The sequence below is a fragment of the Entomomonas sp. E7T21 genome (assembly GCF_058693955.1).
Window position 1 is genome coordinate 710146 of sequence record NZ_CP191672.1, and the last position, 24764, is coordinate 734909.

Here is a 24764-nt window from a genome sequence, read left to right on the forward strand (position 1 = left end):
TAAAAATATTTAATTTGCTACAGAGTACGATAGATTCAAGTAGAATAATAAGTAAGACGATTATGCATGATTTTGTTAAATTAAGCGTATAATCGAAGAAATTTAGCTTATTAGGAGGCAAAGGTGTCTTTTTCTTATTCCAACCGATTATTTCCAGCTACTAGATTACGTCGCAATCGTTTTGATGATTTTTCAAGACGCTTAGTTCGTGAGCATCAATTAACAGCGAATGATTTAATTTTGCCAGTATTTGTTACGGAAGGAAAAAGTTACCGTGAAGATGTGTCTTCTATGCCTGGTGTGCAAAGGCTATCCATTGATGAGTTATTAAAAGAAGCTGAGCAATTAGTTGCATTAGGTATTCCAGCTATCGACTTATTTCCAGTGATAGATCCTAGTAAAAAAACAGAAGATGGACGTGAGGCTTGGAATCCTGATGGGTTAATACAACGTACCATTCGTGCATTAAGAGAAAATGTACCTGAATTGGGGGTTATGACTGATGTGGCGTTAGACCCTTATACCACACATGGTCAAGATGGTATTATTGATGCAGATGGCTATGTGATTAATGATGTAACCATTGAAGCACTAGTTAAACAAAGTTTGTCTCATGCTGAGGCTGGCGCACAGATTATCTCTCCATCAGATATGATGGATGGACGCATTCAAGCAATTCGTGAAGCTTTTGAGGTGGCCGATTACCATACCACAAGATTGATGGCATACTCGGCTAAATATGCCAGTGCTTATTATGGACCATTTCGTGATGCATTAGGCTCAAGCAGTAATTTAGGAAAATCGAATAAGTTTAATTATCAAATGGACCCCGCTAATAGTGATGAAGCATTGCATGAAATTGCCCTTGATTTAGCTGAGGGTGCAGATATGGTGATGATTAAACCAGGTACGCCTTATCTTGATATTGTGTATCGGGTAAAACAAGCCTTTAAAGTGCCTACCTTTGTGTATCAAGTGAGTGGTGAATACGCCATGCAGATGGCCGCTATAAACAATGGTTGGCTTTCTGAAAGTATTATTATGGAAACATTGGTAGGCTTTAAACGAGCGGGAGCTGATGGAATTTTAACTTATTTTGCTAAATATGCAGCTCAGCAACTAAAGAATAGTTAATATTTCTGTAAAGGTTGGAAATATAGTGATGAATACAAAAGATAAAAAGAATCAGGAAATTGTGGAAGCAAACATAGTAGAGATTGTTGATGAAACAATTGAACCTATTAAACAAGACGAAACGCCCATTAATCTCGATGATTATAGTTTGTATTTAAATCGTGAGTTTTCACTGTTAGAGTTTAATATACGAGTACTTGAGCAGTCACTGGATGAATCTTATCCGCTATTAGAACGTTTAAAATTTTTATTAATTTTCTCTAGTAACTTAGATGAGTTTTTTGAGATTCGTGTGGCTGGCCTTAAAAAGCAAGTAAAGTTTTCCCGCGAACAAATTGGTGCAGATGGGTTATTGCCTCGACAAGTGCTAAAGCAATTGAATACAGTTGTACACCACCAAGTGGAACGTCAGTATCGTATTCTGAATGAGGTTTTACTACCTGCATTGGCTGAACAGAATATTCGGTTTATTCGTCGTCGCCATTGGAATCCTAAAATTAAAACATGGGCACGCAAATTTTTTAAAGAAGAGATAGCACCAATTGTCAGTCCAATAGGTTTAGATCCAACCCATCCATTTCCATTGTTAGTCAATAAAAGCCTTAATTTTATTGTTGAGTTAGAAGGTACTGATGTGTTTGGGCGTAGCTCAGGGTTAGCTATTATTCCTGCGCCTCGATCATTACCTAGAATTGTTAGGATTCCTGAACAGGTAGGTGGTGCTGGTGATAATTTTGTTTTCTTATCATCATTAATTCATGCCCATGCAGATGATTTATTTCCTGGTATGCAGGTTAAAGGCTGTTATCAATTTAGGTTAACCCGTAATGCTGATTTGTCAGTAGATGCTGAAGATGTAGAAGATTTAGCCAGAGCATTAAAAGGTGAGTTGTTTTCCCGTCGCTATGGTGATGCGGTTCGGTTAGAAGTAGTGGATGCTTGTCCAGAGCATTTATCTAATTATTTAAGCGAACAATTTAGCCTTTCTAAAGGGGAGCTATATAAAGTTAATGGACCGGTAAACTTAACGCGACTTTTTAGTATTACCAGTTTAGCAGGCCACCCAGACTTACAAAGTAAAGCTTTTTCGCCTGTGATCCCAAGAGTTTTACAGAAAAAGAAAGATAATCTATTTGCTACTCTGTCAAAAATTGATGTGTTATTACTGCATCCTTATGAGTCTTTTACACCTGTAGTTGATTTTGTAAGACAAGCAGCAAAAGACCCTAATGTGCTGGCTATTAAACAAACTTTATACCGCACAGGGGCAAATTCTGAGGTGGTAGATGGTTTGGTGGAAGCGGCCCGTAACGGTAAAGAAGTGACTGCTGTTATTGAGTTACGTGCCCGTTTTGATGAAGAATCTAACTTACAATTAGCTACTCGTTTACAGGAAGCTGGTGCTATTGTTACCTATGGCGTAGTAGGCTTTAAGACTCACGCTAAAATGTGTTTAGTGTTACGCCGTGAAGGTGATGAATTACGTCGTTATGCTCATTTAGGTACGGGCAACTATCATGCAAGTAATGCAAAATTATACACAGACTATAGTTTGTTAACAGCTGATGTGGCCTTATGTGAAGATTTACATAAGTTATTTGGTCAACTGATCGGCATGGGTAAAACACAACGGATGAAAAAATTACTTTATTCGCCATTTACCCTTAAGAAAAACTTGTTAGAAATGATTAACCGTGAAGCAGCAGCTGCTAGTAAGGGACTACCTGCTCGTATTATTTTAAAAATTAATGGGCTGACTGATACTAAGATGATTCGAGCACTTTATAAGGCTAGCCAGTCAGGAGTTAAGATAGATTTAATTATTCGTGGTAAGTGTTGTTTAAGGCCAGGTGTGGCTGGTGTTTCTGAAAATATTCAGGTACGTTCAATCATTGGTCGTTTTCTTGAACATAGCCGAGTATTTTATTTTTTGAATGGTGGTGAAGAGAAAATCTATCTATCTAGCGCTGATTGGATGGAGCGCAATTTAGATATGCGTGTAGAAACCTGTTTCCCTATTGAAGGTAAAAAACTAATTACACGGGTTAAGAAAGAGTTAGAAATTTATTTAAGTGATAATACGCATAGTTGGATTTTACAAAGTGATGGTAGTTACATTCGTTCAGTGCCAACAGGTAATCAAATACCTAAGTCAGCACAACAGATTTTATTCGAGCAGTTAACAAACCAAGGTAGTAGTTTAAATAAATTATAGGAAATAATTGGAGCACATATGCCTTATTCAATCATACCACCGCAATTATTTTCCGTAGAGGATTATGAAAAAAGTGCGGCAAAAATGATAGATCACGTCGCATGGAGTTATTTAGTAGGTGGTAGTGGTGATGAGTTAACGCTAGACTGGAATAAGCAAGCATTTCAGCGTATTCAATTGCAAGGCAGAGTATTAAGTGGTTTTGAAGGAGCTAATACTAAACTCAGTTTACTAGGTAATACGTTACCATTTCCTATTCTGTTAGCGCCTGTGGCGTGGCATAAGTTATTTCATAAAGAGGGTGAATTAGCTACAGTGCAAGCTGCTTCAGCTATAGGTGCTGGTATGGTGGTAAGTACTATGGCCAGTACTTTATTAGAAGAGGTGGCTGAACATGCGACTAAACCATTATGGTTCCAGCTTTATATTCAAGCTGATCGAATGTTTACCGCAGAATTGGTAAAACGAGCCGAGTTAGCGGGTTATAAAGCATTGGTGTTGACAGTTGATGCCCCTATTAGTGGTGTACGCAATCGTGAGCAGCGAGTTAATTTTCGATTACCGCAGGGTATTTCTTCAGTGAATTTGCAGGGAATGCAGGTTGTTAATAATACTGCTAATTTATTAGAAAGTCCGCTGTTTTCAGGGCAGTTAGCTAATGTACCTACATGGCAAGATATTGAATGGCTACAATCAATTACTTCTTTGCCAATATTGCTTAAAGGAATAACCTCTGTAGAAGATGCAGAACAAGCGATCCAGTTAGGTGTAAATGGCCTGATAATCTCTAATCATGGCGGGCGTGTATTAGATACTTTGCCTGCTGCTATTGATCTTCTCCCTAGAATTGCTGAACAAGTGGCTGGTAGGGTGCCTATATTGATGGATGGTGGTATTCGTCGTGGTACGGATATTTTAAAGGCAGTTGCTTTGGGAGCGAATGCTGTATTGATTGGTAGACCTTATATCTATGCATTAGCAGTAGCTGGTGCTGTAGGTGTTGTTCATTTATTAAATATACTGAGGGCAGAGTTAGAAGCGGCTATGGTGTTGACAGGTTGTCGTACCTTGGCGGATATTAATCCTACAGTAGTTTGGCAGTCTTAAATTTTATTTAAATTGTGGTACTGCACATTATATTGGGCTGTATTATAAAAACGGTAATTGGCTCGAGCTTTATCTTTAAGTAAAGCATCATCAATCACAAACTCGGCAATACGCGTAAATTGTTGATGATGCTTGGGTATGTCAAAACTTAGATTAATTAATAGTGGATAGTTGATAGTTTGATAATCTAACTCTTCTAGCCCTAATGTAATGGGGCTACTTGGGTTTTCTTCTAATAAATCATGTGGAATAAAGCTGTCTGGTTTAAATTGCCACAATAATTGATTTAATTGTTGACGCTGTTGTTGGTTTTGGCAGTGCACATAGATATTGCCAACCTGTAACCATGCTTTATTAATTAGCCGACAACTGAATAATAAACAGTCATCTATCGTAGAAGTGGGTAGGTTATAAAAATCTACTTTAAGCATGGTTAATAGATAAATAACAACAAGGTTGGAAGAAGGGATTGAATATAACAAATCATATTACTATATATTTTAAATAGATGCATTAAAGTTATTTTCATTATGTTGGTTGTTTCATTTTTTCAGCATGTTATTATTTGAAGAATAAAAAAACAGGCATATAATTTGCTTAAAAGTAAATAAGAGATGTTAATTTGTTATGAAGCCATCGTTAACGTTAAAGATAGGACAGCAACTGTCGATGACTCCACAGTTGCAACAAGCCATTAGGCTTTTGCAATTGTCTACTATAGATTTACAACAGGAAATTCAAGAGATTTTAGAGTCAAACTCCATGCTAGAACAACAAGAAGCAGGAGATGATTTTGATGACAGTAATTTATTAGGTGAAGAGGATATTTTAGTTAATCCTAGTAGTCAGGAAATTAGCTTTAAAGATAATAAAGAAGTGGCTATTAATGAGCCAGAAACGGATGCTGTGGCAACCGATGTAATTCCTGAAGAGCTTCCTGTAGATACTGACTGGGATGATATTTACCAAAATAATGTTAGCAATATCCATGGTGATGATGAAGAATCTGATTTTACGAATTACACCTCTGTAGGTGAAACATTACAAAGCCATTTATTATGGCAACTCAATGTTGCTCATATGAGCGATAAAGATAAAACCATTGCAGTTAATATTATTGATTGTATTAATGAGGATGGTTATTTAGAAGAATCTTTAGAAGAAATCCATCATGGCTTAGATGATTCATTGGATACTGATTTTGATGAAGTAGAAATGGTACTTCATTGTATTCAACAGTTTGACCCTATAGGTATTGCTGCTAGAGATTTAAAAGAATGTCTTTTATTGCAATTAAAAGGGTTATTTGATGACCACCCTTATTATCAGCAAGCAGTTGAGTTAGTTACAAACCATTTAGACTTATTGGGTTCTAAAGACTATAGCCAAATAATGCGCACTATGAAGATTAAAGAAGATGAATTAAAGCAAATAGTTATGCTTATTCAGCACCTTAATCCTAAACCAGGTGCACAAATTGAGTCAAAAGAGCCAGAGTATGTCATTCCTGATATTATCGTGCGTAAAGAGAGGGATCATTGGATTGTCGAACTAAACCAAGATGCGATTCCTAAGTTGAGGGTTAATCCTCAATATGCAGGTTATGTACAGCGAGCTAATACCAGTTCAGATAATACTTTTTTGAAGAATCAATTACAGGAAGCGCGTTGGTTTATAAAGAGTTTGCAAAGCCGTAATGAAACTTTAATGAAAGTAGCAACCCAAATAGTTGAACATCAACGTGGTTTTTTAGAGTATGGTGAAGAAGCGATGAAACCACTTATTCTTTCCTCAGTAGCTGATGCTGTGGAAATGCATGAGTCAACTATTTCTCGGGTAACTACTCAAAAGTATATGTATACACCGCGTGGTATTTATGAATTGAAATACTTTTTTTCAAGTCATGTTAGTACTTCTGAGGGTGGGGAGTGTTCATCAACCGCTATTCGCGCTATGATTAAGAAACTCATAGCGGCTGAGGATCCGAAAAAACCTTTAAGTGATAGTAAATTAACTACATTGCTTGAAGATCAGGGGATTCAGGTGGCTAGAAGAACTGTGGCTAAGTACCGTGAGGCTTTAGGTATTGGTTCATCTAGTGAACGTAAACGGTTAATTTAAAGAATTGCCGATCAAGGCAACTTACCTTATACCTAAAGTGGGTATAAGTAATTAAAAATGTTAAGGAGAAATTTATGCAAATTAACATTAGTGGTCACCAACTTGATGTTACCGACGCACTACGTAATTATATTGATGAAAAGTTTGCTCGTCTTGAGCGGCATTTTGATAAAATTACTAGTGCACAAGTGATTATGAGTGTTGAAAAGTTAAACCAAAAGGTTGATGCAACACTCCAGTTAGCTGGCGGTGAGGTGGTTGCTGGTGCAGAAAATACGGATATGTATGCTGCCATTGATGCTTTAGTTGATAAATTAGACCGTCAATTGATTAAATTTAAAGAAAAACACCAAAAACACTAATTTAACTTTTTGTTATTAAGGTTTGATATTTATAAACAAGAAATTGTTATAAAATCAAACCTTAATTATTTTTAATGAGACGTAACTATATACACAGTAATTATTTAATAATCTTGTTGTCTAAAGACAGACATTAAAATAGTGTAATGTTACAAATACTTAGTAAATTTATTGAAGTTTATTCTGCTATATGATGCAACTAAAAGAATTCCTAACACCATCGCAAGTGTTAGTTGATGTTAATGTAACGAGTAAAAAACGTGCATTAGAAGTAATAGCTAAAACAGTGGCTGCAGCTTGTGCTAGCCTAAATGAGCAAGAAGTTTTTGAGCATCTGATAGAGCGGGAAAGACTAGGCACTACAGGTTTTGGTAATGGCGTTGCTATTCCTCATTGCCGTATGGCAAGTTGTGAGGAGCCAATAGTAGTCATAGTGAAATTAGGTACAGCTATAGATTTTGATGCAGTTGATGAACAGCTAGTAGATATTTTAATAGGCTTGGTTGTGCCAGCAGAGGCAACTGATGAGCATTTACAGTTGCTTAAACAAATAGCTGAGTTATTAAGTGATACCGAAATATGTAAGCAGATAAGAGCTGCAACTGAGAGTCAACAGCTTTATCAAATAATTGTTAACGGGGTAAGTAATACATAGGTTAAGTTATGCGTCTTGTTATCGTTAGTGGCCGTTCAGGTTCAGGTAAAACTACAGCGCTTCATTTATTAGAAGACAATGGCTTTTATTGCATCGATAATCTACCTGCTAGTTTATTTACAACAGCTATTGAACAGGCACTATTACAAACAGAGATTATTCAACCTAAAATAGCCGTTTCTATTGATGCACGAAGTTTGCCTAGACAAATAGAAAGCTTCCCCAGTATTTTTGAGCGACTCAGTGCAAAATACATTAAGTGTGATTTAGTCTATTTAGATGCTAAAGATGAAATATTGATTAGTCGTTTTTCAGAAACACGGCGCCGTCACCCACTTACTACAGCAACACGTTCATTAGCTGAAGCGATTGATGATGAGTCTAAATTATTAGCCCCTATCATTAATTTGGCTACATTACATGTTGATACAAGCCAATTAAATGTTTATCAATTAAAAGATTTCTTAAAACTTCATTTATTAGAAGAACCTGAACTTGGCACCGCTTTTTTGATCGAATCTTTTGGTTTTAAACGAGGAATACCTATGGATGCAGATTGGGTATTCGATTTACGCTCACTCCCTAATCCTTATTGGGTTGCAGAGTTAAGAAATTTAAAAGGTACTGATCAGCCAGTTATTGATTACTTAATAGAACAGCCAGAAGTTTTAGAAATGCAAAATGATATTTTGGTGTTTTTAGAAAAATGGTTACCACGTTTTGCTGCTACTAATAGATCTTATATTACAGTAGCGGTTGGTTGTACGGGTGGGCAACATCGTTCTGTATATATGGCTGAACAAATTGGTAAAATATTAAAAACTACTTTAAAAAATGTGCAAGTCCGTCATCGTGATTTGTTGTAGGAGAAATGTTACAACATGTTGTCAAAAGAAATTGAGATCATAAATCAACTAGGTTTACATGCAAGAGCTGCCGCAAAGTTTGTCGGAACAGCAGGACGTTTTGCTTGTAGTATTAAGGTTGGGCGTACTCCTGAATCATTGGTGGATGGTAAAAGTATTATGTCGGTAATGATGTTGGCCGCTAGCAAGGGTACAATGCTGCATCTTATAACTGACGGTGATGACGAAGAGCAAGCCATGCAAGCAATGGTTGAGCTAATAGAAAACTATTTTGGTGAAGGTCGATAACTGTAAATTAGTGAGCTTACTGGGTAGTATTTTCTACCAGGTAGTAATAGCTACTTTTTAGTTATAGTCATTGTTTTAACTATAATTATCTATAAGTACAATATCCTTATATTGGTCACTATAGGTAGTAAAAATAGCTAATAAAATTAATTAGCTATTTTTACACTGGTCGCAATCAGGTAAAATGCTTTGCTTGAATACAAATAATGAAAATTTCTAATGGTTAAAACTTTTTACGATATACCGAGAGAACGCCCTGTAACCCCGTTACTCGATCGCATTGATACACCGAAACAACTTCGTTACTTAAGTGAAGCTGAATTAGTGGTGTTAGCAGATGAGCTACGTGAGTTCCTATTGTATACAGTTGGACAAACGGGTGGTCACTTTGGCGCGGGTCTTGGGGTAATCGAGTTAACCATTGCCTTACATTATGTCTATGATACACCTGATGATCATTTAATTTGGGATGTGGGGCATCAAGCCTATCCTCATAAAATCTTAACAGGCCGTCGTGAGCAAATGGCCACTTTACGACAGAAAGATGGCCTAGCTGCTTTCCCGCGTCGTGCTGAAAGTGAATATGATAGTTTTGGCGTAGGCCATTCCAGTACTTCCATTAGTGCAGCCTTAGGTATGGCTATTGCCGCAAGATTACAAAATAATCATAAAAAGAGTGTCGCCATTATTGGTGATGGTGCTTTAACAGCAGGCATGGCTTTTGAGGCTTTAAATCATGCTGCGGTAGTTGATGCTGATATGTTAGTGGTACTCAATGATAATGATATGTCTATTTCAGATAATATCGGCGGTTTATCTAATCACTTAGCTAAGATACTTTCTAGCCAAGCTTATCGCCATGTACGAGATAATAGTAAAAAGTTACTTTCCCATTTACCAGGTGCATGGACAATTGCTCGCTTAACTGAAGAATATGCTAAAGGTATTTTAGCGCCGACCACCTTATTTGAAGCATTAGGTTGGAACTACATTGGCCCAATTGATGGCCATGATTTACCTACTTTAGTGGCTACCTTACGTAATATGCGAAGTTTATCTGGGCCGCAATTTCTACATGTGGTAACCAAAAAGGGTAAAGGGTTTGCTCCTGCTGAAGAAAGTCCAACGGCTTACCATGCTATCAGTAAATTAGAACCATTGGACGCTCCCCCTAAAAAACAATCTGCACCTAAATATTCTAATATATTTGGGCAATGGCTTTGTGATATGGCTGCACAAGATGAACAATTAGTGGGTATCACCCCTGCTATGAAAGAAGGTTCTGATTTAGTGGCTTTCAGTGAACAATATCCTAAACGTTATTTTGATGTGGCTATTGCGGAGCAACATGCGGTGACTTTAGCTGCAGGTATGGCTTGTGATGGATTAAAGCCTGTAGTTGCTATTTATTCAACTTTTTTACAACGAGCTTACGATCAATTAATCCATGATGTAGCTATTCAAAATCTTGATGTATTATTTGCGCTTGATCGAGCGGGTTTAGTGGGAGAAGATGGTCCAACCCATGCAGGTAGCTTTGATTTAAGCTATTTACGTTGCATTCCTAGCATAATCATTATGACGCCTAGTGATGAAAATGAACTACGTAAACTGTTAACAACGGGTTACTTATATAACGGACCTGCCGCTGTACGTTATCCTCGGGGAGCAGGTCCTAATGTTACTGTAGAAAATGATCTATTACCTGTTGCAATAGGTAAAGCAGTGGTTCGTCGCCAAGGTGAGAAAGTGGCATTGTTAGTGTTTGGTGTGCAGTTAGCTGAGGCAATGAAAGTTGCAGAAAAACTAAATTACACAGTGGTTGATATGCGCTTTGTAAAACCTTTGGATGAAGCGGTGGTATTAGCAACAGCTAATAGTCATGAATTGTTAGTTACCATTGAAGAAAATAGTGTAATGGGTGGTGCTGGATCTGCTGTTAGTGAATTATTATTAAAAGAAAATTGTTTAAAATCAATATTACAACTAGGATTACCTGATACCTATATAGAACATGCTTCACCAGCTAGTATGTTAGCTGAGTGTGGTTTGGATGCAATAGGTATTGAAAAGGCTATCAATCATCGATTAAATCAGTTGGAAAAAAATATTAAATGAGATTATCTCGTTTTTTTGTAAATGCGCCATTACATTTAGGGGAGCATGAAGTACCAGCCTATTTGGCTCATTATATGGGACGTGTGTTACGTTTGTCCGTTAATGATCCTGTGCAGTTATTTGATGGTTCTGGTTTAGAGTTTTTAGGCACTATTAGTCAAATCACTAAAAAAAGTTTGGTAGTTAATTTAACCAAACAATTAACAGGATTAGGTGAGTCACCACTGTATACCCATTTAGGGCAAGGATTAGCTCGTGGTGAGAGAATGGATTTTGTCATACAAAAAGCCACAGAGCTTGGTGTTAACGAGATTACTCCTTTATTTACAGATCGTAGTGAAGTGCGTTTAAATGAAGATAGAACAGATAAGCGGATGGCGCATTGGCAACAGATAGCAATTAGTGCATGTGAGCAGTCAGGACGTTCTAAGCTTCCTATTATCAATCCACCGCAATCAGTAAGTGAGTGGGTGGCACATGTTCAAGCTGATCTAAAATTAATGTTGCATTTAATAGCTGAACCTATGGGAAACTATCAAAAGCCTTCTTCATTAGCTTTGTTAATTGGTCCTGAGGGTGGATTTACTGATGAAGAAATATCATTAGCTCAACAGCATGATTTTCAACAAGTGCATCTGGGGAGTAGGGTATTACGTACTGAGACAGCACCCATTGTTGCCCTTTCTATTGCGCAACAGTTGTGGGGCGACTTTAATCCTAATAATTAGTTTGTATAAGTATCTATGGAAGCGGTTTTAGTATTCTAAAACCGCTTTGTTATTAGTGTGATTTAATAACAGACATGACAGGCTGTTTATTAGGTTTAAGTGATGACACCATTGCCATAACCATAGCTGCTAAGTAAGGCAAAGACTGCACGGATAGGGTGATAATCCAAAGCAATATATCATAAGCCATTGATTGTTGAGTTAATAATATACCTGCTACAGCAATCCAAAGTAGCAACATAATAAATACTTCTTCCCGAGCTTCAGCGAAGGCAACTAAAAAACCATGGTTACTGCGCATTTTAGGTGTACGGAAGAAAGGTATATGTTTTGTGAAAAAGCCGTAAATCACTGCTTTAGCAATAGTATGAGAAAGAGAAAGCCCTGTTAATGCAGCAAAAAAAGCATCTTTATAGCTGACGCCAATAACCTTCTTATAAAGGAAAATAATTTTGCCTACTTTAAAGAAGAATAATGCTAATGGTGGCAATGCAAAAATGATTAAAGGTGGATCAAATTGCTGTGGACTAATAATCATAGCAGCAGACCATAGCAAAGAACCTAGGATAAAGAAGATATTCATGCTATCTGCAATCCAAGGTAACCAACCTGCTATAAAATGATAGCGTTGCCCTTTGCTGAGCCTTTTACCATCTTTAGTTTTGCCAAATACTAAGGTTTTAAAGTGGCGTTTAATAATTTGTATAGCACCATAGGCCCATCTGAAACGTTGTTTCTTAAAGTCGATAAAAGTGTCAGGCATTAAACCTTTACCATAACTTTGTTCACAGTAAGCGGCAGATAATCCTTTTTCAAATACTCGCAGGCCAAGTTCTGCATCTTCAGTAATACACCAGTCAGCCCATTTTAATTCATCTAGTACTGTACGACGTACCATGGTCATAGTACCGTGTTCAATAATAGCATCACGCTCATTACGGGTTATCATGCCAATATGGAAGAACCCTTTGTACTCAGCATAACAGAGCTTTTTAAATAAACTGTCGTTCTCGTCATAATAGTCTTGAGGAGACTGTACGATAGTTATTTTAGGGTCTTTAAAATGAGGCGTCATGTGTTTCAACCAATTAGGGTCAACACAGTAGTCCGCATCAATAACAGCGATTACTTCTACATCAGCAGAAACTCTCTCTAAGGCGTAATTTAAAGCGCCTGCTTTAAAGCCAGCGAGGGGGCTAACATGATAAAAATGAAAGCGTGAACCTAACTCTTTACAGTAGGCTTCAACGGGTTTCCAAATAGCTGGATCTTTGGTGTTATTATCAATAACCATGACTTCATAGTTTTGATAATCAAGTTTTGCTAATGCATCTAAAGTTTGTTTCAGCATCTCGGGTGGTTCATTGTAGCAGGGAACCTGTATGCAAACTTTGGGGTGATAGGTGCTATCCCCAGTCACTGGTGAGAATGGTCTACGTCGCTGTTTAATCCAAACAGTTTCTGCAAGTTCATGTGCTTCAGTTAGTATAACAATGGCAATACCAAGTACACCAAAGGCTAACAAAGTACCTACAATAAGGTTGAACCATGTGCTGTATTGTTGGGTATAGTCATAGCCAATCCAAACAATAGTAGAGGCACAAGCAAAGGCAATAATGGTTAAAAATATGCGACCTTTTTGTTTAAGGGCAGAGCTATCAATCATTAAGATGGATATAGATAAAAATGCTAGCATAGCAGAGATAACTGCTAGTATTTTCCATTGTGCAATCGCAATGACAGGACCCGTAAATTCAAATTTAGGTTGACGATCTAGATCATATACACCCCAATAAGCTCCTACTGCTCCTTCATCGGTCATTTTCCATGGTTGATCAAAGGCTTCAACAATAAAGTAGGAATAACCTTGTTGGTTTAAGATATTAACCAAGTTACGTAAGTAAATGGCTTGATCTGCTTGTGAAGCAGATGCTTGACCTTCCATTCTGCCATTGCTAGGCCAACCTATTTCAGAAAGAATAAGGGGTTTATTAGGATAATCTTTCTTTAACAAAGCCACTTTTTCAAAAACAAAAGGAATCGCTTTTTTTACAGGAATGTGTTCCCAGTAGGGAAGAATGTGAGCAGCTATTAAATCAACATGATCACCTAATTCAGGATATTTATCCCAAATATGCCATTGTTCTGAGGTGGTAACTGGAACTTTGACACTATCGCGCGCATAGTCTAAATAATCAATCATTTGATCAACGGTCACTTCTTCACGGAATAATGCCTCATTACCAATAACTAAACGTATTACATTACGATTTTCATTGGCTATTTCGATAGCTTTATCCAGTTCCCTTTGATTTTCTGCTAAATCGTTACTAATCCAAACCCCTAAAGTTACTTTTAGACCATAATTATCTGCTAAACGCGGGATTGTTCCGAGTGACTCTTTAACGGAATAAGTACGAATATTATTAGTCTGTGTGGCTACTAAAGCTAAATCACTACTAATTTCTTCTTCTGTGGGGTAATCTCCAGTGGCGGGATCTTCATACTCATGAAAAGGAGAAAATGAATAGCCAGATACCTGCTGTGGCCAATTAGGAGCACTAACTGGTCTGTTATATATCGCCCAAAGCCCTGTGAAAAAAGCTGTAATCAACAGAATTATAATAATATTTAGAGCATTTCTATGCTTCATGTTAAATTAACATTTCCTGTAATAGTTATTTATATATTTGCTTTAAAAAACAATGTAAAAAAATTAATTCAGATATATGATGAAGAGAAGTAAAATTAGTTCAGTAGCAAAGTAATAAAATGATTTACAAAGTTTTTCTAAATTTTAAAGAAGTGTTGAATAAAGTTACAATAGATCGCCATAACTAACTAATCATTTAAAGCCGATGCTTAAAATTACAAATTTATTAGGGACATTATTTTTATTATTATCATTAGTAGCTTGTGGTTCAAAAACCTATGTGGACAAAAAGGCAAGTTATATGATACCTGTTGAGCAAGCAACAACAAAAATTGATCGGATTGTGCAACCTTTGATTGATACACATGTAAGTCAAACAGGGTTGGTATTACTTGATGATAATCTTGAGGCATTTGCAGTAAGGGCTATGACAGCTCGCGAGGCCGGCCGTAGCTTAGATTTGCAGTATTATATTTGGCATAATGATTTAACAGGTAATTTGTTAAGTTATGAGTTACTACGTGCAGCTGATCGAGGTGTTCGTATACGCTTATTGCTAGATGATATGAATGCCCATGATAAAGATACTATATTAGCTACACTAGAACAGCATCCTAATATAGAAGTAAGGATGTTCAATCCTATTTATAGCCGTGGTAATGTCCTAAGGAAAGGGGCAGAAATGCTATTTAGGGTGGGGCGTCTCAATCGTCGTATGCACAATAAAGCATGGATTGTTGATGGTCGTATGGCGATAGTTGGGGGACGTAATATAGGGGATGAATATTATGATGCAGCAAAGCAAACTAATTTTTTTGATGTAGATGTACTGTTGATAGGCGATGCTGTATTAGAAACAGAAAATATTTTTGATCAGTTTTGGAATAGTCCTACAACCATTCCCTTAAAATCATTAGTAAAAGTAAAAAAAGGTTCACTCGCTAAGTTACGTGAATATGTGAAAGATATTGATGAAGATATTATTAAAGTTCGCAATGTTTATGTTGATCGTTTAAAAAATTCAACTACAGTGCAAGCATTATTTAATAGTGAGAAACCACTGTATTGGACTGAGCATGCACATGTCTATTCAGATCCACCTGAAAAAGCTTATGACATGAACAAAGAAGCTTGGGTAGTAAACGTATTGTCGAAGGTATGGCAGAGTGCCCAAGATCAATTGATATTAATCTCACCTTATTTTGTACCAGGTAAAGAAGGTATGGAATTATTAAAAGGGTTACGACAACGAGAGGTTGATATTGGTGTGGTAACAAACTCGTTAGCAGCCACAGATGTTATGTTGGTGCATAGTGGTTATATGCCTTATAGAGTTCCATTATTAAAGTTAGGCGTTGATTTATACGAGTTTACCCCACATGTGGAAGTAGATAAAAGTTTATTAGGTTCTAGTGGGGCTAGTTTGCATACTAAGGCATTTATTGTTGATGGTAATATTGGCTTTATTGGTTCCTTTAATTTTGACCCCCGTTCAGCACGGTTAAATACAGAAATGGGTGTGTTCTTTATTCACCCTGAGTTAACCGAAGAAATTTCTTCACTTTATGCCTATAAAATTGAGCAAAATAATAGTTATGAACTCTTTTTAGAGAATGGCAAGTTACGTTGGCGAGATGGTAGTGTCATACCACCTAAAATTTGGACACATGATCCAGAGGTAGGTTTTATAAAACGTGCTACTACTAAGGCGATCAGTTGGTTGCCTATAGAGTCACAATTATAGTGATGGGCTCATCTTAGGATTTAATACAAAAGATAATTTGTATTTATAAATCATCAATTACGTAAGGTAGTCTTATTTTACTGAATTAATCTATAGCATGTCAGGGGTTCTCCCGTTATAATTCATGACTTTGACTTTAAAAGCGTTTACGGTTATGCGGTTGGTTCGCTGTCTTCAAGACTTAAAGAATTTTAAACAAGGTTGTGTGGCTACCATTGGTAATTTTGATGGCTTACACCTCGGTCACCAAGCCATTTTAGAGCATGTCAAAACATGTGCTAAAGAGTTAGGTGTGCCTAGCTGTGCTATTATTTTTGAACCACAACCAAAAGAGTTTTTTGATCCTCAAGATGCACCTATCCGTTTAACGCGAGTGCGTGAAAAGCTAGAACTATTAAGAGATCAAGGCATTGATATTGTTTTATGCCTGCATTTTAATCAACGGTTTAGAGAAATATCGGCCGAAGATTTTATTAAAAAGATTTTAGTTGATGGTTTGCATGTAAAGCATATTGAAGTGGGTGATGATTTTCATTTTGGCGCTAAACGCAGTGGTAATTTTGCCATGCTGCAAGAGGCAGGTAAAAAATATGGTTTTACTGTACAGGATGCCAAAACAGTTTATTTAGATGAGCAGAGGATCAGTAGTACCCGTGTTCGTAATGCCCTATTAGCAGATGATTTAGAGTTGGTTGAGCGCTTATTAGGAAGACCTTTCCAACTATCAGGTAGGGTGATTCGAGGCCAGCAATTAGCCAGAAAATTAGGTTGTCCTACTGCTAATATTCAGCTTAAACGTAAACATGCACCGCTTAGAGGGGTGTTTGTAGTAAGTTGCGAGCTAGAAGGTAAAGTTTATTGTGGTGTTGCTAATATTGGTATTAGACCCACTGTACAAGGTGATGGACGTTCTCATCTGGAAGTACATTTATTAGATTATTCAGGTGATCTTTATAATCGCCATATCCGAGTTACTTTTCATCACAAGCTGCGGGATGAAAAGAAATTTAACTCACTTGATGAGTTAAAAGCAGCAATTGACAATGATGTGACCAATGCTCGTGCTTATTGGCAGGCACGTGGCCTATTAAACCGTTAGGGCTTTTATTATGAGTGACTATAAATCGACATTGAATTTACCGGAAACAGATTTCCCCATGAAGGCTAGCTTGCCTCAGCGGGAACCTAAGATGATTGAAACATGGACTACTGAGAATCTGTACCAAAAAATTCGTGAGATTAGTGAAGGTCGCCCTAAATTTTTACTACACGATGGCCCGCCATACGCCAACGGTAATATACATATTGGTCACGCAGTTAACAAAATTATTAAAGATATTATTAACCGTTCTAAAATTCTATCAGGTTATGATGTGCCCTACATTCCTGGTTGGGATTGTCACGGCTTGCCTATTGAAAACCAGATAGAAAAGAAACATGGTAAGAATATTGAAGCAGACAAAATGCGCGAACTTTGCCGAGCGTTTGCTAAGGAACAAGTAGAAGGGCAAAAGAAAGATTTTATCCGCCTTGGTGTATTAGGTGACTGGGATAATCCCTATCTAACTATGAACTTTGCTAATGAAGCAGGTGAAGTACGTGCTTTAGCAGAGATGGTTAAACATGGTTATGTGTTTAAAGGTTTAAAACCTGTTAATTGGTGTTTTGACTGTGGTTCAGCATTGGCTGAAGCTGAAGTGGAATACCAAGATAAGCAATCAGATGCGATTGATGTAGGTTTTCCTGTTGCTGAAGGTGATAAATTAGCAGCTGCTTTTGGCTTAGCTAGCTTGCCTAAAACAGCGTATGCAGTTATCTGGACTACTACACCTTGGACAATCCCTGCTAACCAAGCACTTAACTTCCATCCTGAACTTGAATACGCTCTAGTGGATGTAGGTGATAAGTTATTAGTATTAGCAGTTGATTTGGTTAATGACTGTTTAGAACGTTATAAACTTGAAGGTAAGATAATTGCTAAGGCATTGGGAGAGACGCTAGAACTTATTAAGTTTAAGCATCCATTCTACGATCGTTTATCCCCTATTTATTTAGCGGACTATGTGGAGGCTACTTCGGGTACAGGTATTGTGCATTCTGCACCTGCTTATGGTGTGGATGACTTTAATACTTGTAAACGTTATGGCATGATCAATGATGATATCTTAACGCCTGTGCAAAGTAATGGTGTTTATGCTGAAGATTTACCTTTCTTCGGTGGTCAATTTATTTGGAAAGCCAACGCTAATATTGTTGAAAAGTTAAGAGAAGTAGGCAGTTTATTAGCCTATGAAAAAATCGTTCATAGCTATATGCATTGCTGGCGCCATAAAACGCCATTAATCTATCGTGCTACAGCGCAATGGTTTGTGGGAATGGATGTACAACCTATAGATGGTAGAACTTTACGTGAGCGTTCTCTACAAGGTATTGAGCAAACACAGTTCTTCCCTGCATGGGGTAAAGAGCGTTTATACGACATGATCGCTAAACGTCCTGACTGGTGTATCTCCCGTCAACGTAATTGGGGTGTGCCAATTCCTTTCTTCTTAAATAAACAAACAGGTGAGTTACATCCTCGTACTGTAGAGTTAATGGAAGAAGTAGCAAAACGTATTGAGAAAGAAGGTATTGAGGCTTGGTTTAAGTTAAACCCAGTAGAGTTATTAGGTGCTGAGGCTGATCAATATGACAAAATCAGTGATACGTTAGATGTGTGGTTTGATTCAGGTACTACCCATTGGCATGTATTACGTGGTTCTCATCCATTAGGTCATGCTAGTGGACCTCGTGCTGATCTTTATTTAGAAGGTTCTGACCAACATCGTGGTTGGTTCCACTCATCATTATTAACTGGTTGTGCAATTGATGATCATCCTCCTTATCGTAGCCTATTAACTCATGGCTTCACAGTGGATGAGAATGGTCGCAAAATGTCTAAGTCATTAGGCAATGTGATTGCACCACAAGAAGTAACAGATAAGTTAGGGGCTGATATCTTACGCTTATGGGTATCTTCAGTAGATTACTCAGGTGAGATCGCTGCATCCCATGAAATCTTCCAACGTAATGCAGATGCCTATCGTCGTATTCGTAATACCATTCGTTACTTATTATCGAATTTATCAGGTTTTGATCCAGCCACTGATTTATTACCAACAGACAAGTTACTGACTTTAGATCGCTGGGTAATAGATGCGGCTGCACAAATGCAAAGTGAGCTGAATGACGCTTACGAACAATATAAGTTCTGGCAGGTTTATCAAAAACTACATAATTTCTGTACTCAAGAGTTAAGTAGTTTTTACTTAGACTTAATTAAAGACCGTCAATACACTACAGCTAAAGACAGTGTGGCGAGACGTTCTTGCCAAACAGCACTATATCATATCGCTGAAGCACTGGTTCGTTGGATTGCACCTATTCTACCTTTCACCGCCGAAGAAGCTTGGGGATATTTGCCAGGTAAGCGTAATCAGTCAGTGATGTTGAATACTTGGTATAACGGTTTAACAGAGTTACCAGAAGGTTTTGAATTAGATCGTGATTACTGGCAACAAATCATGGCAGTTAAAACGGCGGTTAATAAAGAAATTGAAAACCAACGTAATAACAAAGTAGTTGGTGGTAGTTTACAAGCAGAAGTAACCTTATATGCGCAGGGAGATTTATTAACTGCTCTAAATAAGCTGGATGATGAGTTACGTTTTGTATTAATTACTTCTAAAGCAGATATTTTACCTTTTGAACAAGCACCTGCCGATGCAGTAGTCACTGAATTAGCAGATTTGAAATTAACGGTTAAAAAATCTGATAATCAGAAATGTGGTCGTTGTTGGCATTATGTGGCTGATGTAGGCCAACATGCCGACCATCCTGAGCTTTGTGGGCGTTGTATTACTAATGTCTATGGTGAAGGCGAAGCGCGTCAAAATGTATAGCTATCACTCTATATGGAAACAGCTATAAACAGATAGGTTAATTAATAGAAGGGTTATCATTGATGACACGTTTTGGTAAATTATCTTGGGTTTGGGTGTCGGTACTGGTCATTATCATTGACCAGTCCACCAAATACTGGACACTAAACTATCTACCTCTTCAACAAATGGTAGAGGTTATTCCAAACTATTTGGCTTGGTTTCATACTTATAACTTTGGGGCAGCTTGGAGCTTCTTAGCCGATCATTCAGGTTGGCAAAAGTGGTTGTTTGCTGGTATTGCCTTTATTATAAGTATTGTCTTAGTGATATGGTTAACACGGCTTAAATCAAATAAAGAAACATGGTTAGCTATTGCATTAGCATTAGTTTTAGGTGGTGCTTTAGGTAATCTGTATGACCGTGTAGTATTGGGTTATGTTGTCGATTTTATTTTAGCCCATTGGCATGCTGATTATTATTTCCCCGCCTTTAATATAGCAGATACTGCTATTACAGTGGGGGCTGCGATGTTAATTATTGATATGTTGTTCTTTGCTAAAAAGAGAGAAAGTAAAAGTGAGTAGTATTAATGATAATAGTCGAGTGACACTGCATTTCACCCTTAAATTAGTTTCAGGTGAGGTGATAGATAGTACACGTGACAAACAAGCGGCTACTTTTACGATGAAGGATGGCAGTTTATTACCAGGTTTTGAACAAGTGCTTATTGGTATGAAAGCTGGTGATAAACAAGAGTTTCTTATTAAACCAGAACAAGGCTTTGGTCAGCCTAATCCACAAAATGTGCAAGTGATACCTCGCGCACATTTTAAAGAGATGGATTTGGAAGTAGGTTTAATGTTTATGTTTAAGGATGCTGCTGGTTCAGATTTACCCGGTATGGTAAGTCGTTTTGATGATAAAGAAGTAGTGATCGACTTTAATCACCCATTAGCAGGCAAAGATATCTTATTTGATGTGGAAATTATTGCTGTTGAATAGTGCCATATAGCAACAGCTATAGGTTGTTAAGATTCCAATTAAATAGTTCACAGGCATTTTGAGTAGACGCTTCAGCAAGAAGCTCTGCTGAAATGCCTTTTATTTTGGCCAGTTGTTGGCATATTTCAGGTAAAAACTCAGGGCTATTACGATTACCTAGTTGAGTAACAGGCGAGAGGTCAGGCGCATCAGTTTCTAATACAATAGCATCGAGTGGTAATTGTTCTAATACACGATGCATACGATGAGCTTGGGGATAAGTTCCTGCACCACCTAAGCCAATCTTAAAACCTAGTTTGATATATTCTTTAGCTTCTTCATAGCTACCACTAAAGGCATGAGCAATACCTCCTAGTTTAAATTTTAGCTCTTTTAAAATTTTAATAGTATCAGCATGAGCTCGTCTAACATGGAGTAATACAGGCTTTTGGAATTCTGTAGCAATCTCTAATTGGAGTTTAAATAGCTGTTGCTGCTGTTCTTGATCGTAGTTATCAATATAGTAATCTAAACCAATTTCGCCAATGGCACAAAGTTTTGCAGAGTATTCAGGTTGTCTAAAAAGTTGTGTTAATAGCTCAAGTGTTTGAGGTACTTGTGACGCTGATGGGATATACATAGGGTGTATACCACAGGCTACATAAAGTGAGGGATGTTGCTGTGCTAATTGAATAGTGTGTTGCCATTCACTAGCAAACACTCCCACCATAATTTGTTTTATAACACCTAATTTAATACTCCGTTTTAAGACTTGGTCACGATCACTATTGAAGTTATCGCAACCAAGGTGATTATGGGTATCGATTAGATACATTGCCTATTCATCGTCTGTATTCTTACGTGAAAGCAACATAGGTTTTTCACTCTTAGGAATATGGCGATTTGGCATACTATCTAATTGTTCGATAGTAGGTAGTCGATCTATCCTTGAGTGTTTACGATGAATAATGGCTGGTGTCGTTGTTGATGAGCGTCTTTGTTGTGGCTCTTTAAGCTCACTTGGAGGCGTTGCAGTCATTACTTCTCTTTTTCTATATGGTGTAGAAGAAGGAGTAGTTATCGTAGTATTGTTGGTACGGTTATTACGTCTATATAAAGAGTTTCTTGGGCGACGTTGCTCAGTTGCTTGAGCATTAGTAGTTGTTGCTTTAGGCTTTGTTGTTTTAGCTCGTTGCGGGCGGCTACTAGCAGTTGTAGTAGTACTTGCTGGTGCTGTAGTAGATGATGCGGTAGCTTTTGTAAAACGCTTAGTACGTGCATTTTTAGCTTTGTCTTGATAAGGACTTATATAATCTACACTGTTACCAAAGTTATCGTACTCATCATCACGGAATTCATCCTCTGGACGATCTGGTGGCATATCATCTAATGATACAGTACTTACAGGCGCATTTCTTCTATGCTTATTGTAAGGATTACGTGTTGTTTTAGTTTTGGTTTTGCCAAAGTTAGATTTACTAGCACGACTGGCTCTTTTCTCTGCCAAGTCATCATCCATATCTTCAGCAGGACTCTCAATTACTTCATCCGCTATAGTCGTTTTTCTTTTACGTGATTTTCTACCTACAGCAGGATGGCGGAAAATACGTCTAAAACGATCAGGATTTTCTTCGTTTGTTTCTGCATCAAACACAAAATCACTCATATCTCCATCAGCAATCTTTTGTTTGATAAAGTCTTCAATCACTAATAATAACTTTTCTTCTTCTGGACTAACAAATGAGATAGCTTCGCCAACACTATCAATGGTATTGATGCGTTGTATATAGTCATCTTCAATATAAGGTAGGTCAAAGTTAATAATGCAGGGTAATTGATTTATTTCTAAACTTTCGGTAGTAACATCGGTAGCAATTAAAATTTGTACTAAATTTTCTTTAAAATCGATGAGTGATTTATTACGTGCATTTTGGGTTTTATTACTATGGATTGTAGCTGAGTTAATGCCCTTCTTGCTGAGATAGTTTGAGAGGCGACTAGCTCCATATTTAGTACGAGTAAATATCAGTATTTGTGGCCACTGGTATTTATTTATTAAATGAACAAGTAAAGCTGCTTTTTGACGTGTTGGAATATAAAAAACGCTTTGTTTAATATGCTCTATAGATGGAGTGATATTAATTTCAATACGCTCAGGATTTTTAAGTAAAAAATGAGCCAATACAATAACATCATCAGTAAAATTGGTAGCGTAGAGTAAGTTTTGACGTTCGACTGGTAATAAGTCAATAACTTGTTTAGTGGTTGCTATGGAGTTTTCATTAGTAAGCAGTTCAGCTTCATCCAACACAAAAATTTCTACTGCTGATAAATCAACAGCCTGTTGTTCAATAAGTTCAACTAAACGAGTGGGGGAGGCTACTAATATATCAACCCCATGGCTAAGTATTTTAGTTTGCAGAGCACTATTAGTGCTATCTAATACGCAGCCAACTGTCATAGAGAAATCAAACGAATAGGCTTTAAAATATTCTGCAATCTGAATAGCTTCGTCTGATGAAGCCACTAAAATAAGTACTTTTGGCTGTTTTGAAGTAGGCGCTTTATGCTCTACATTTCCTTTTGGGAATAATTTTTCAATAATGGGGAGTACAAAACTACCGACTTTTCCTGTCTCTGCCGATGGTGTGGCAACCATTAAATCGTTATTTTGTAAAATAACGGGGATAGCCTGTTCTTGTAGAGTAGTGGGTGTTTCGTATAATGTTTTAGTTGTTTCTGATAAAAGCTCGGAAAGTCCTAGCGATGTAAAGGACATGCAAAAATCCTACTATTAAGTTAATAAATTACTATTGACATGATGTTTTTAACTATTTGCGCAGCTTCACTTCAACTTATCGATTACTGAATAGTCTGTCCTGCGCTGTACAGATATTAGTAATATGAGGAGAGTATTAAAGTTGAATATCTTATTATGCTTTTTGGGCAAAGATTAAATAGAATAATTATCCCTTATTATACCCAAAAAGCAAGTAATTACTAGTGGCGCAATATTAAATTAAATTTTTCCATACTGCAAGACTTGGTTCAGCCTGATTCAATGTATAAAAGTGCAATCCAGGAGCACCACCTGCTAATAACTGCTCACAGAGCTTGCTGATGGTTTCAGTACCAAATGATTGGATACTTTCAATATCATCTCCATAAGCTTCTAGCTGTTTTCTAATCCAGCGTGGTAGCTCTGCGCCACAGGCATCAGAGAAACGAGCTAGTTTGCTATAGTTAGTGATTGGCATAATACCCGGAATAATGGGTACATCTACGCCCATTTTTTGCACACGTTCTACAAAGTAAAAATAACAGTCTGCATTAAAGAAATATTGGGTGATAGCGCTATTAGCCCCTGCTTTAATTTTATTAACAAAATGTTTTAAATCTTGTTCCATATTCAAAGCTTGAGGGTGTACTTCTGGGTAAGCAGCTACTTCAATATGAAAATGATCTGCTGTTTCTTCACGAATAAAACTAACGAGGTCAGATGCATAACGTAAATCACCTGCATCCATACCCATACCTGATGGTAAATCACCACGTAAAGCAACAATACGTTTTATGCCTACTTCTTGGTAACGTTTTAATAGGGTGCGTAATGATTCTTTAGAGTCACCCACACAAGATAAGTGAGGGGCTGTAGCGACTTGGGTAGTATTACTTAATTGTAATACCGTATCAAAGGTTCTATCTCTTGTTGAACCGCCTGCACCATAGGTGCAAGAAAAGAAAGCTGGTTTGCAAGTAGTGGTCAGTTGTTGTGCATGGTTTAAAAGTTTTTCCATTCCTACGTCTGTTTTTGTAGGAAAAAACTCAAAACTGAATAAAGGATTTATCTTGTTCATTGTTATCATCAC

The 24764-nt window shown here is 37.3% G+C and carries 20 protein-coding genes; 15 read left to right on the forward strand and 5 right to left on the reverse strand.

Annotation, left to right across the window (positions count from 1 at the left end; genetic code table 11):
• The first annotated feature begins 123 nt into the window (after positions 1 to 123).
• The 3 genes from hemB to ACQVD9_RS03450 are packed head-to-tail and all read left to right on the forward strand — an operon-like array spanning position 124 to position 4456.
• On the forward strand, positions 124 to 1134 hold the full coding sequence (gene hemB / locus ACQVD9_RS03440; RefSeq protein WP_264747476.1) for a porphobilinogen synthase: 1011 nt from the start codon (positions 124 to 126) through the stop codon (positions 1132 to 1134).
• A gap of 28 nt (positions 1135 to 1162) precedes the next feature.
• Positions 1163 to 3349: a polyphosphate kinase 1 gene (gene ppk1 / locus ACQVD9_RS03445; protein ID WP_264747842.1), complete on the forward strand. Its 2187-nt coding sequence runs from the start codon at positions 1163 to 1165 to the stop codon at positions 3347 to 3349.
• 18 nt (positions 3350 to 3367) lie between these two features.
• A complete protein-coding gene (locus ACQVD9_RS03450) occupies positions 3368 to 4456 on the forward strand; it encodes an alpha-hydroxy acid oxidase (RefSeq protein WP_264747477.1) in 1089 nt (362 codons plus the stop codon).
• Here ACQVD9_RS03450 and ACQVD9_RS03455 read toward each other — a convergent pair.
• Positions 4453 to 4938 (reverse strand): DNA polymerase III subunit chi, encoded by a 486-nt coding sequence (locus tag ACQVD9_RS03455; RefSeq protein WP_264747478.1) that lies wholly within the window; start codon positions 4936 to 4938, stop codon positions 4453 to 4455. The genes ACQVD9_RS03450 and ACQVD9_RS03455 overlap by 4 nt on opposite strands.
• A 145-nt stretch (positions 4939 to 5083) precedes the next feature.
• Here ACQVD9_RS03455 and ACQVD9_RS03460 point away from each other — a divergent pair, with 145 nt between their 5' ends.
• The 7 genes from ACQVD9_RS03460 (at position 5084) to ACQVD9_RS03490 (ending at position 11594) form a co-directional block, all read left to right on the forward strand.
• On the forward strand, positions 5084 to 6577 hold the full coding sequence (locus ACQVD9_RS03460; RefSeq protein WP_264747479.1) for an RNA polymerase factor sigma-54: 1494 nt from the start codon (positions 5084 to 5086) through the stop codon (positions 6575 to 6577).
• Between the two features lie 74 nt (positions 6578 to 6651).
• Positions 6652 to 6939, forward strand: a complete 288-nt coding sequence (gene hpf / locus ACQVD9_RS03465) for a ribosome hibernation-promoting factor, HPF/YfiA family (protein WP_201091651.1) — start codon at positions 6652 to 6654, stop codon at positions 6937 to 6939.
• Between the two features lie 190 nt (positions 6940 to 7129).
• The gene (gene ptsN, locus ACQVD9_RS03470; protein ID WP_264747480.1) at positions 7130 to 7594 is read left to right on the forward strand and encodes a PTS IIA-like nitrogen regulatory protein PtsN; all 465 of its coding nucleotides are present in this window, start codon (positions 7130 to 7132) and stop codon (positions 7592 to 7594) included.
• A gap of 8 nt (positions 7595 to 7602) precedes the next feature.
• Complete coding sequence (gene rapZ / locus ACQVD9_RS03475; protein ID WP_264747481.1) at positions 7603 to 8460, forward strand: RNase adapter RapZ; 858 nt, start codon at positions 7603 to 7605, stop codon at positions 8458 to 8460.
• A 15-nt stretch (positions 8461 to 8475) separates the two neighbouring features.
• Positions 8476 to 8748, forward strand: coding sequence for an HPr family phosphocarrier protein (locus ACQVD9_RS03480; RefSeq protein WP_264747482.1), 273 nt, complete (start codon positions 8476 to 8478; stop codon positions 8746 to 8748).
• Positions 8749 to 8967: 219 nt separating this feature from the next.
• A complete protein-coding gene (gene dxs, locus ACQVD9_RS03485; protein WP_264747483.1) occupies positions 8968 to 10866 on the forward strand; it encodes a 1-deoxy-D-xylulose-5-phosphate synthase in 1899 nt (632 codons plus the stop codon).
• Entirely contained in the window at positions 10863 to 11594 is a 732-nt protein-coding gene (locus ACQVD9_RS03490) for a 16S rRNA (uracil(1498)-N(3))-methyltransferase (protein ID WP_264747484.1), read from the forward strand. Before dxs ends, ACQVD9_RS03490 begins: the two co-directional genes overlap by 4 nt.
• Positions 11595 to 11646: 52 nt before the next feature.
• On the opposite strand, the gene ACQVD9_RS03495 is transcribed toward ACQVD9_RS03490, so the two are convergent.
• On the reverse strand, positions 11647 to 14247 hold the full coding sequence (locus ACQVD9_RS03495) for a glycosyltransferase (RefSeq protein ID WP_264747485.1): 2601 nt from the start codon (positions 14245 to 14247) through the stop codon (positions 11647 to 11649).
• Between the two features lie 205 nt (positions 14248 to 14452).
• Here ACQVD9_RS03495 and ACQVD9_RS03500 point away from each other — a divergent pair, with 205 nt between their 5' ends.
• From ACQVD9_RS03500 to fkpB, 5 genes are all read left to right on the forward strand, one after another.
• Positions 14453 to 15991 (forward strand): phospholipase D family protein, encoded by a 1539-nt coding sequence (locus ACQVD9_RS03500; RefSeq protein WP_264747486.1) that lies wholly within the window; start codon positions 14453 to 14455, stop codon positions 15989 to 15991.
• A 154-nt stretch (positions 15992 to 16145) separates the two neighbouring features.
• Entirely contained in the window at positions 16146 to 17090 is a 945-nt protein-coding gene (gene ribF, locus ACQVD9_RS03505; protein ID WP_264747487.1) for a bifunctional riboflavin kinase/FAD synthetase, read from the forward strand.
• Between the two features lie 10 nt (positions 17091 to 17100).
• Entirely contained in the window at positions 17101 to 19932 is a 2832-nt protein-coding gene (gene ileS / locus ACQVD9_RS03510; RefSeq protein WP_264747488.1) for an isoleucine--tRNA ligase, read from the forward strand.
• A 62-nt stretch (positions 19933 to 19994) separates the two neighbouring features.
• The gene (gene lspA / locus ACQVD9_RS03515; RefSeq protein WP_264747489.1) at positions 19995 to 20498 is read left to right on the forward strand and encodes a signal peptidase II; all 504 of its coding nucleotides are present in this window, start codon (positions 19995 to 19997) and stop codon (positions 20496 to 20498) included.
• Positions 20491 to 20916, forward strand: a complete 426-nt coding sequence (fkpB, locus tag ACQVD9_RS03520) for an FKBP-type peptidyl-prolyl cis-trans isomerase (RefSeq protein WP_264747490.1) — start codon at positions 20491 to 20493, stop codon at positions 20914 to 20916. The genes lspA and fkpB overlap by 8 nt, the downstream gene beginning before the upstream one ends.
• Positions 20917 to 20932: 16 nt before the next feature.
• On the opposite strand, the gene ACQVD9_RS03525 is transcribed toward fkpB, so the two are convergent.
• The 3 genes from ACQVD9_RS03525 to metF all read right to left on the reverse strand — a co-directional run bounded on the left by ACQVD9_RS03525 (position 20933) and on the right by metF (position 24752).
• Complete coding sequence (locus tag ACQVD9_RS03525; protein ID WP_264747491.1) at positions 20933 to 21730, reverse strand: TatD family hydrolase; 798 nt, start codon at positions 21728 to 21730, stop codon at positions 20933 to 20935.
• A 3-nt stretch (positions 21731 to 21733) separates the two neighbouring features.
• On the reverse strand, positions 21734 to 23674 hold the full coding sequence (locus ACQVD9_RS03530; protein WP_264747492.1) for a DEAD/DEAH box helicase: 1941 nt from the start codon (positions 23672 to 23674) through the stop codon (positions 21734 to 21736).
• Positions 23675 to 23909: 235 nt separating this feature from the next.
• Positions 23910 to 24752 (reverse strand): methylenetetrahydrofolate reductase [NAD(P)H], encoded by an 843-nt coding sequence (gene metF, locus ACQVD9_RS03535; RefSeq protein ID WP_264747843.1) that lies wholly within the window; start codon positions 24750 to 24752, stop codon positions 23910 to 23912.
• Positions 24753 to 24764: the final 12 nt, after the last annotated feature.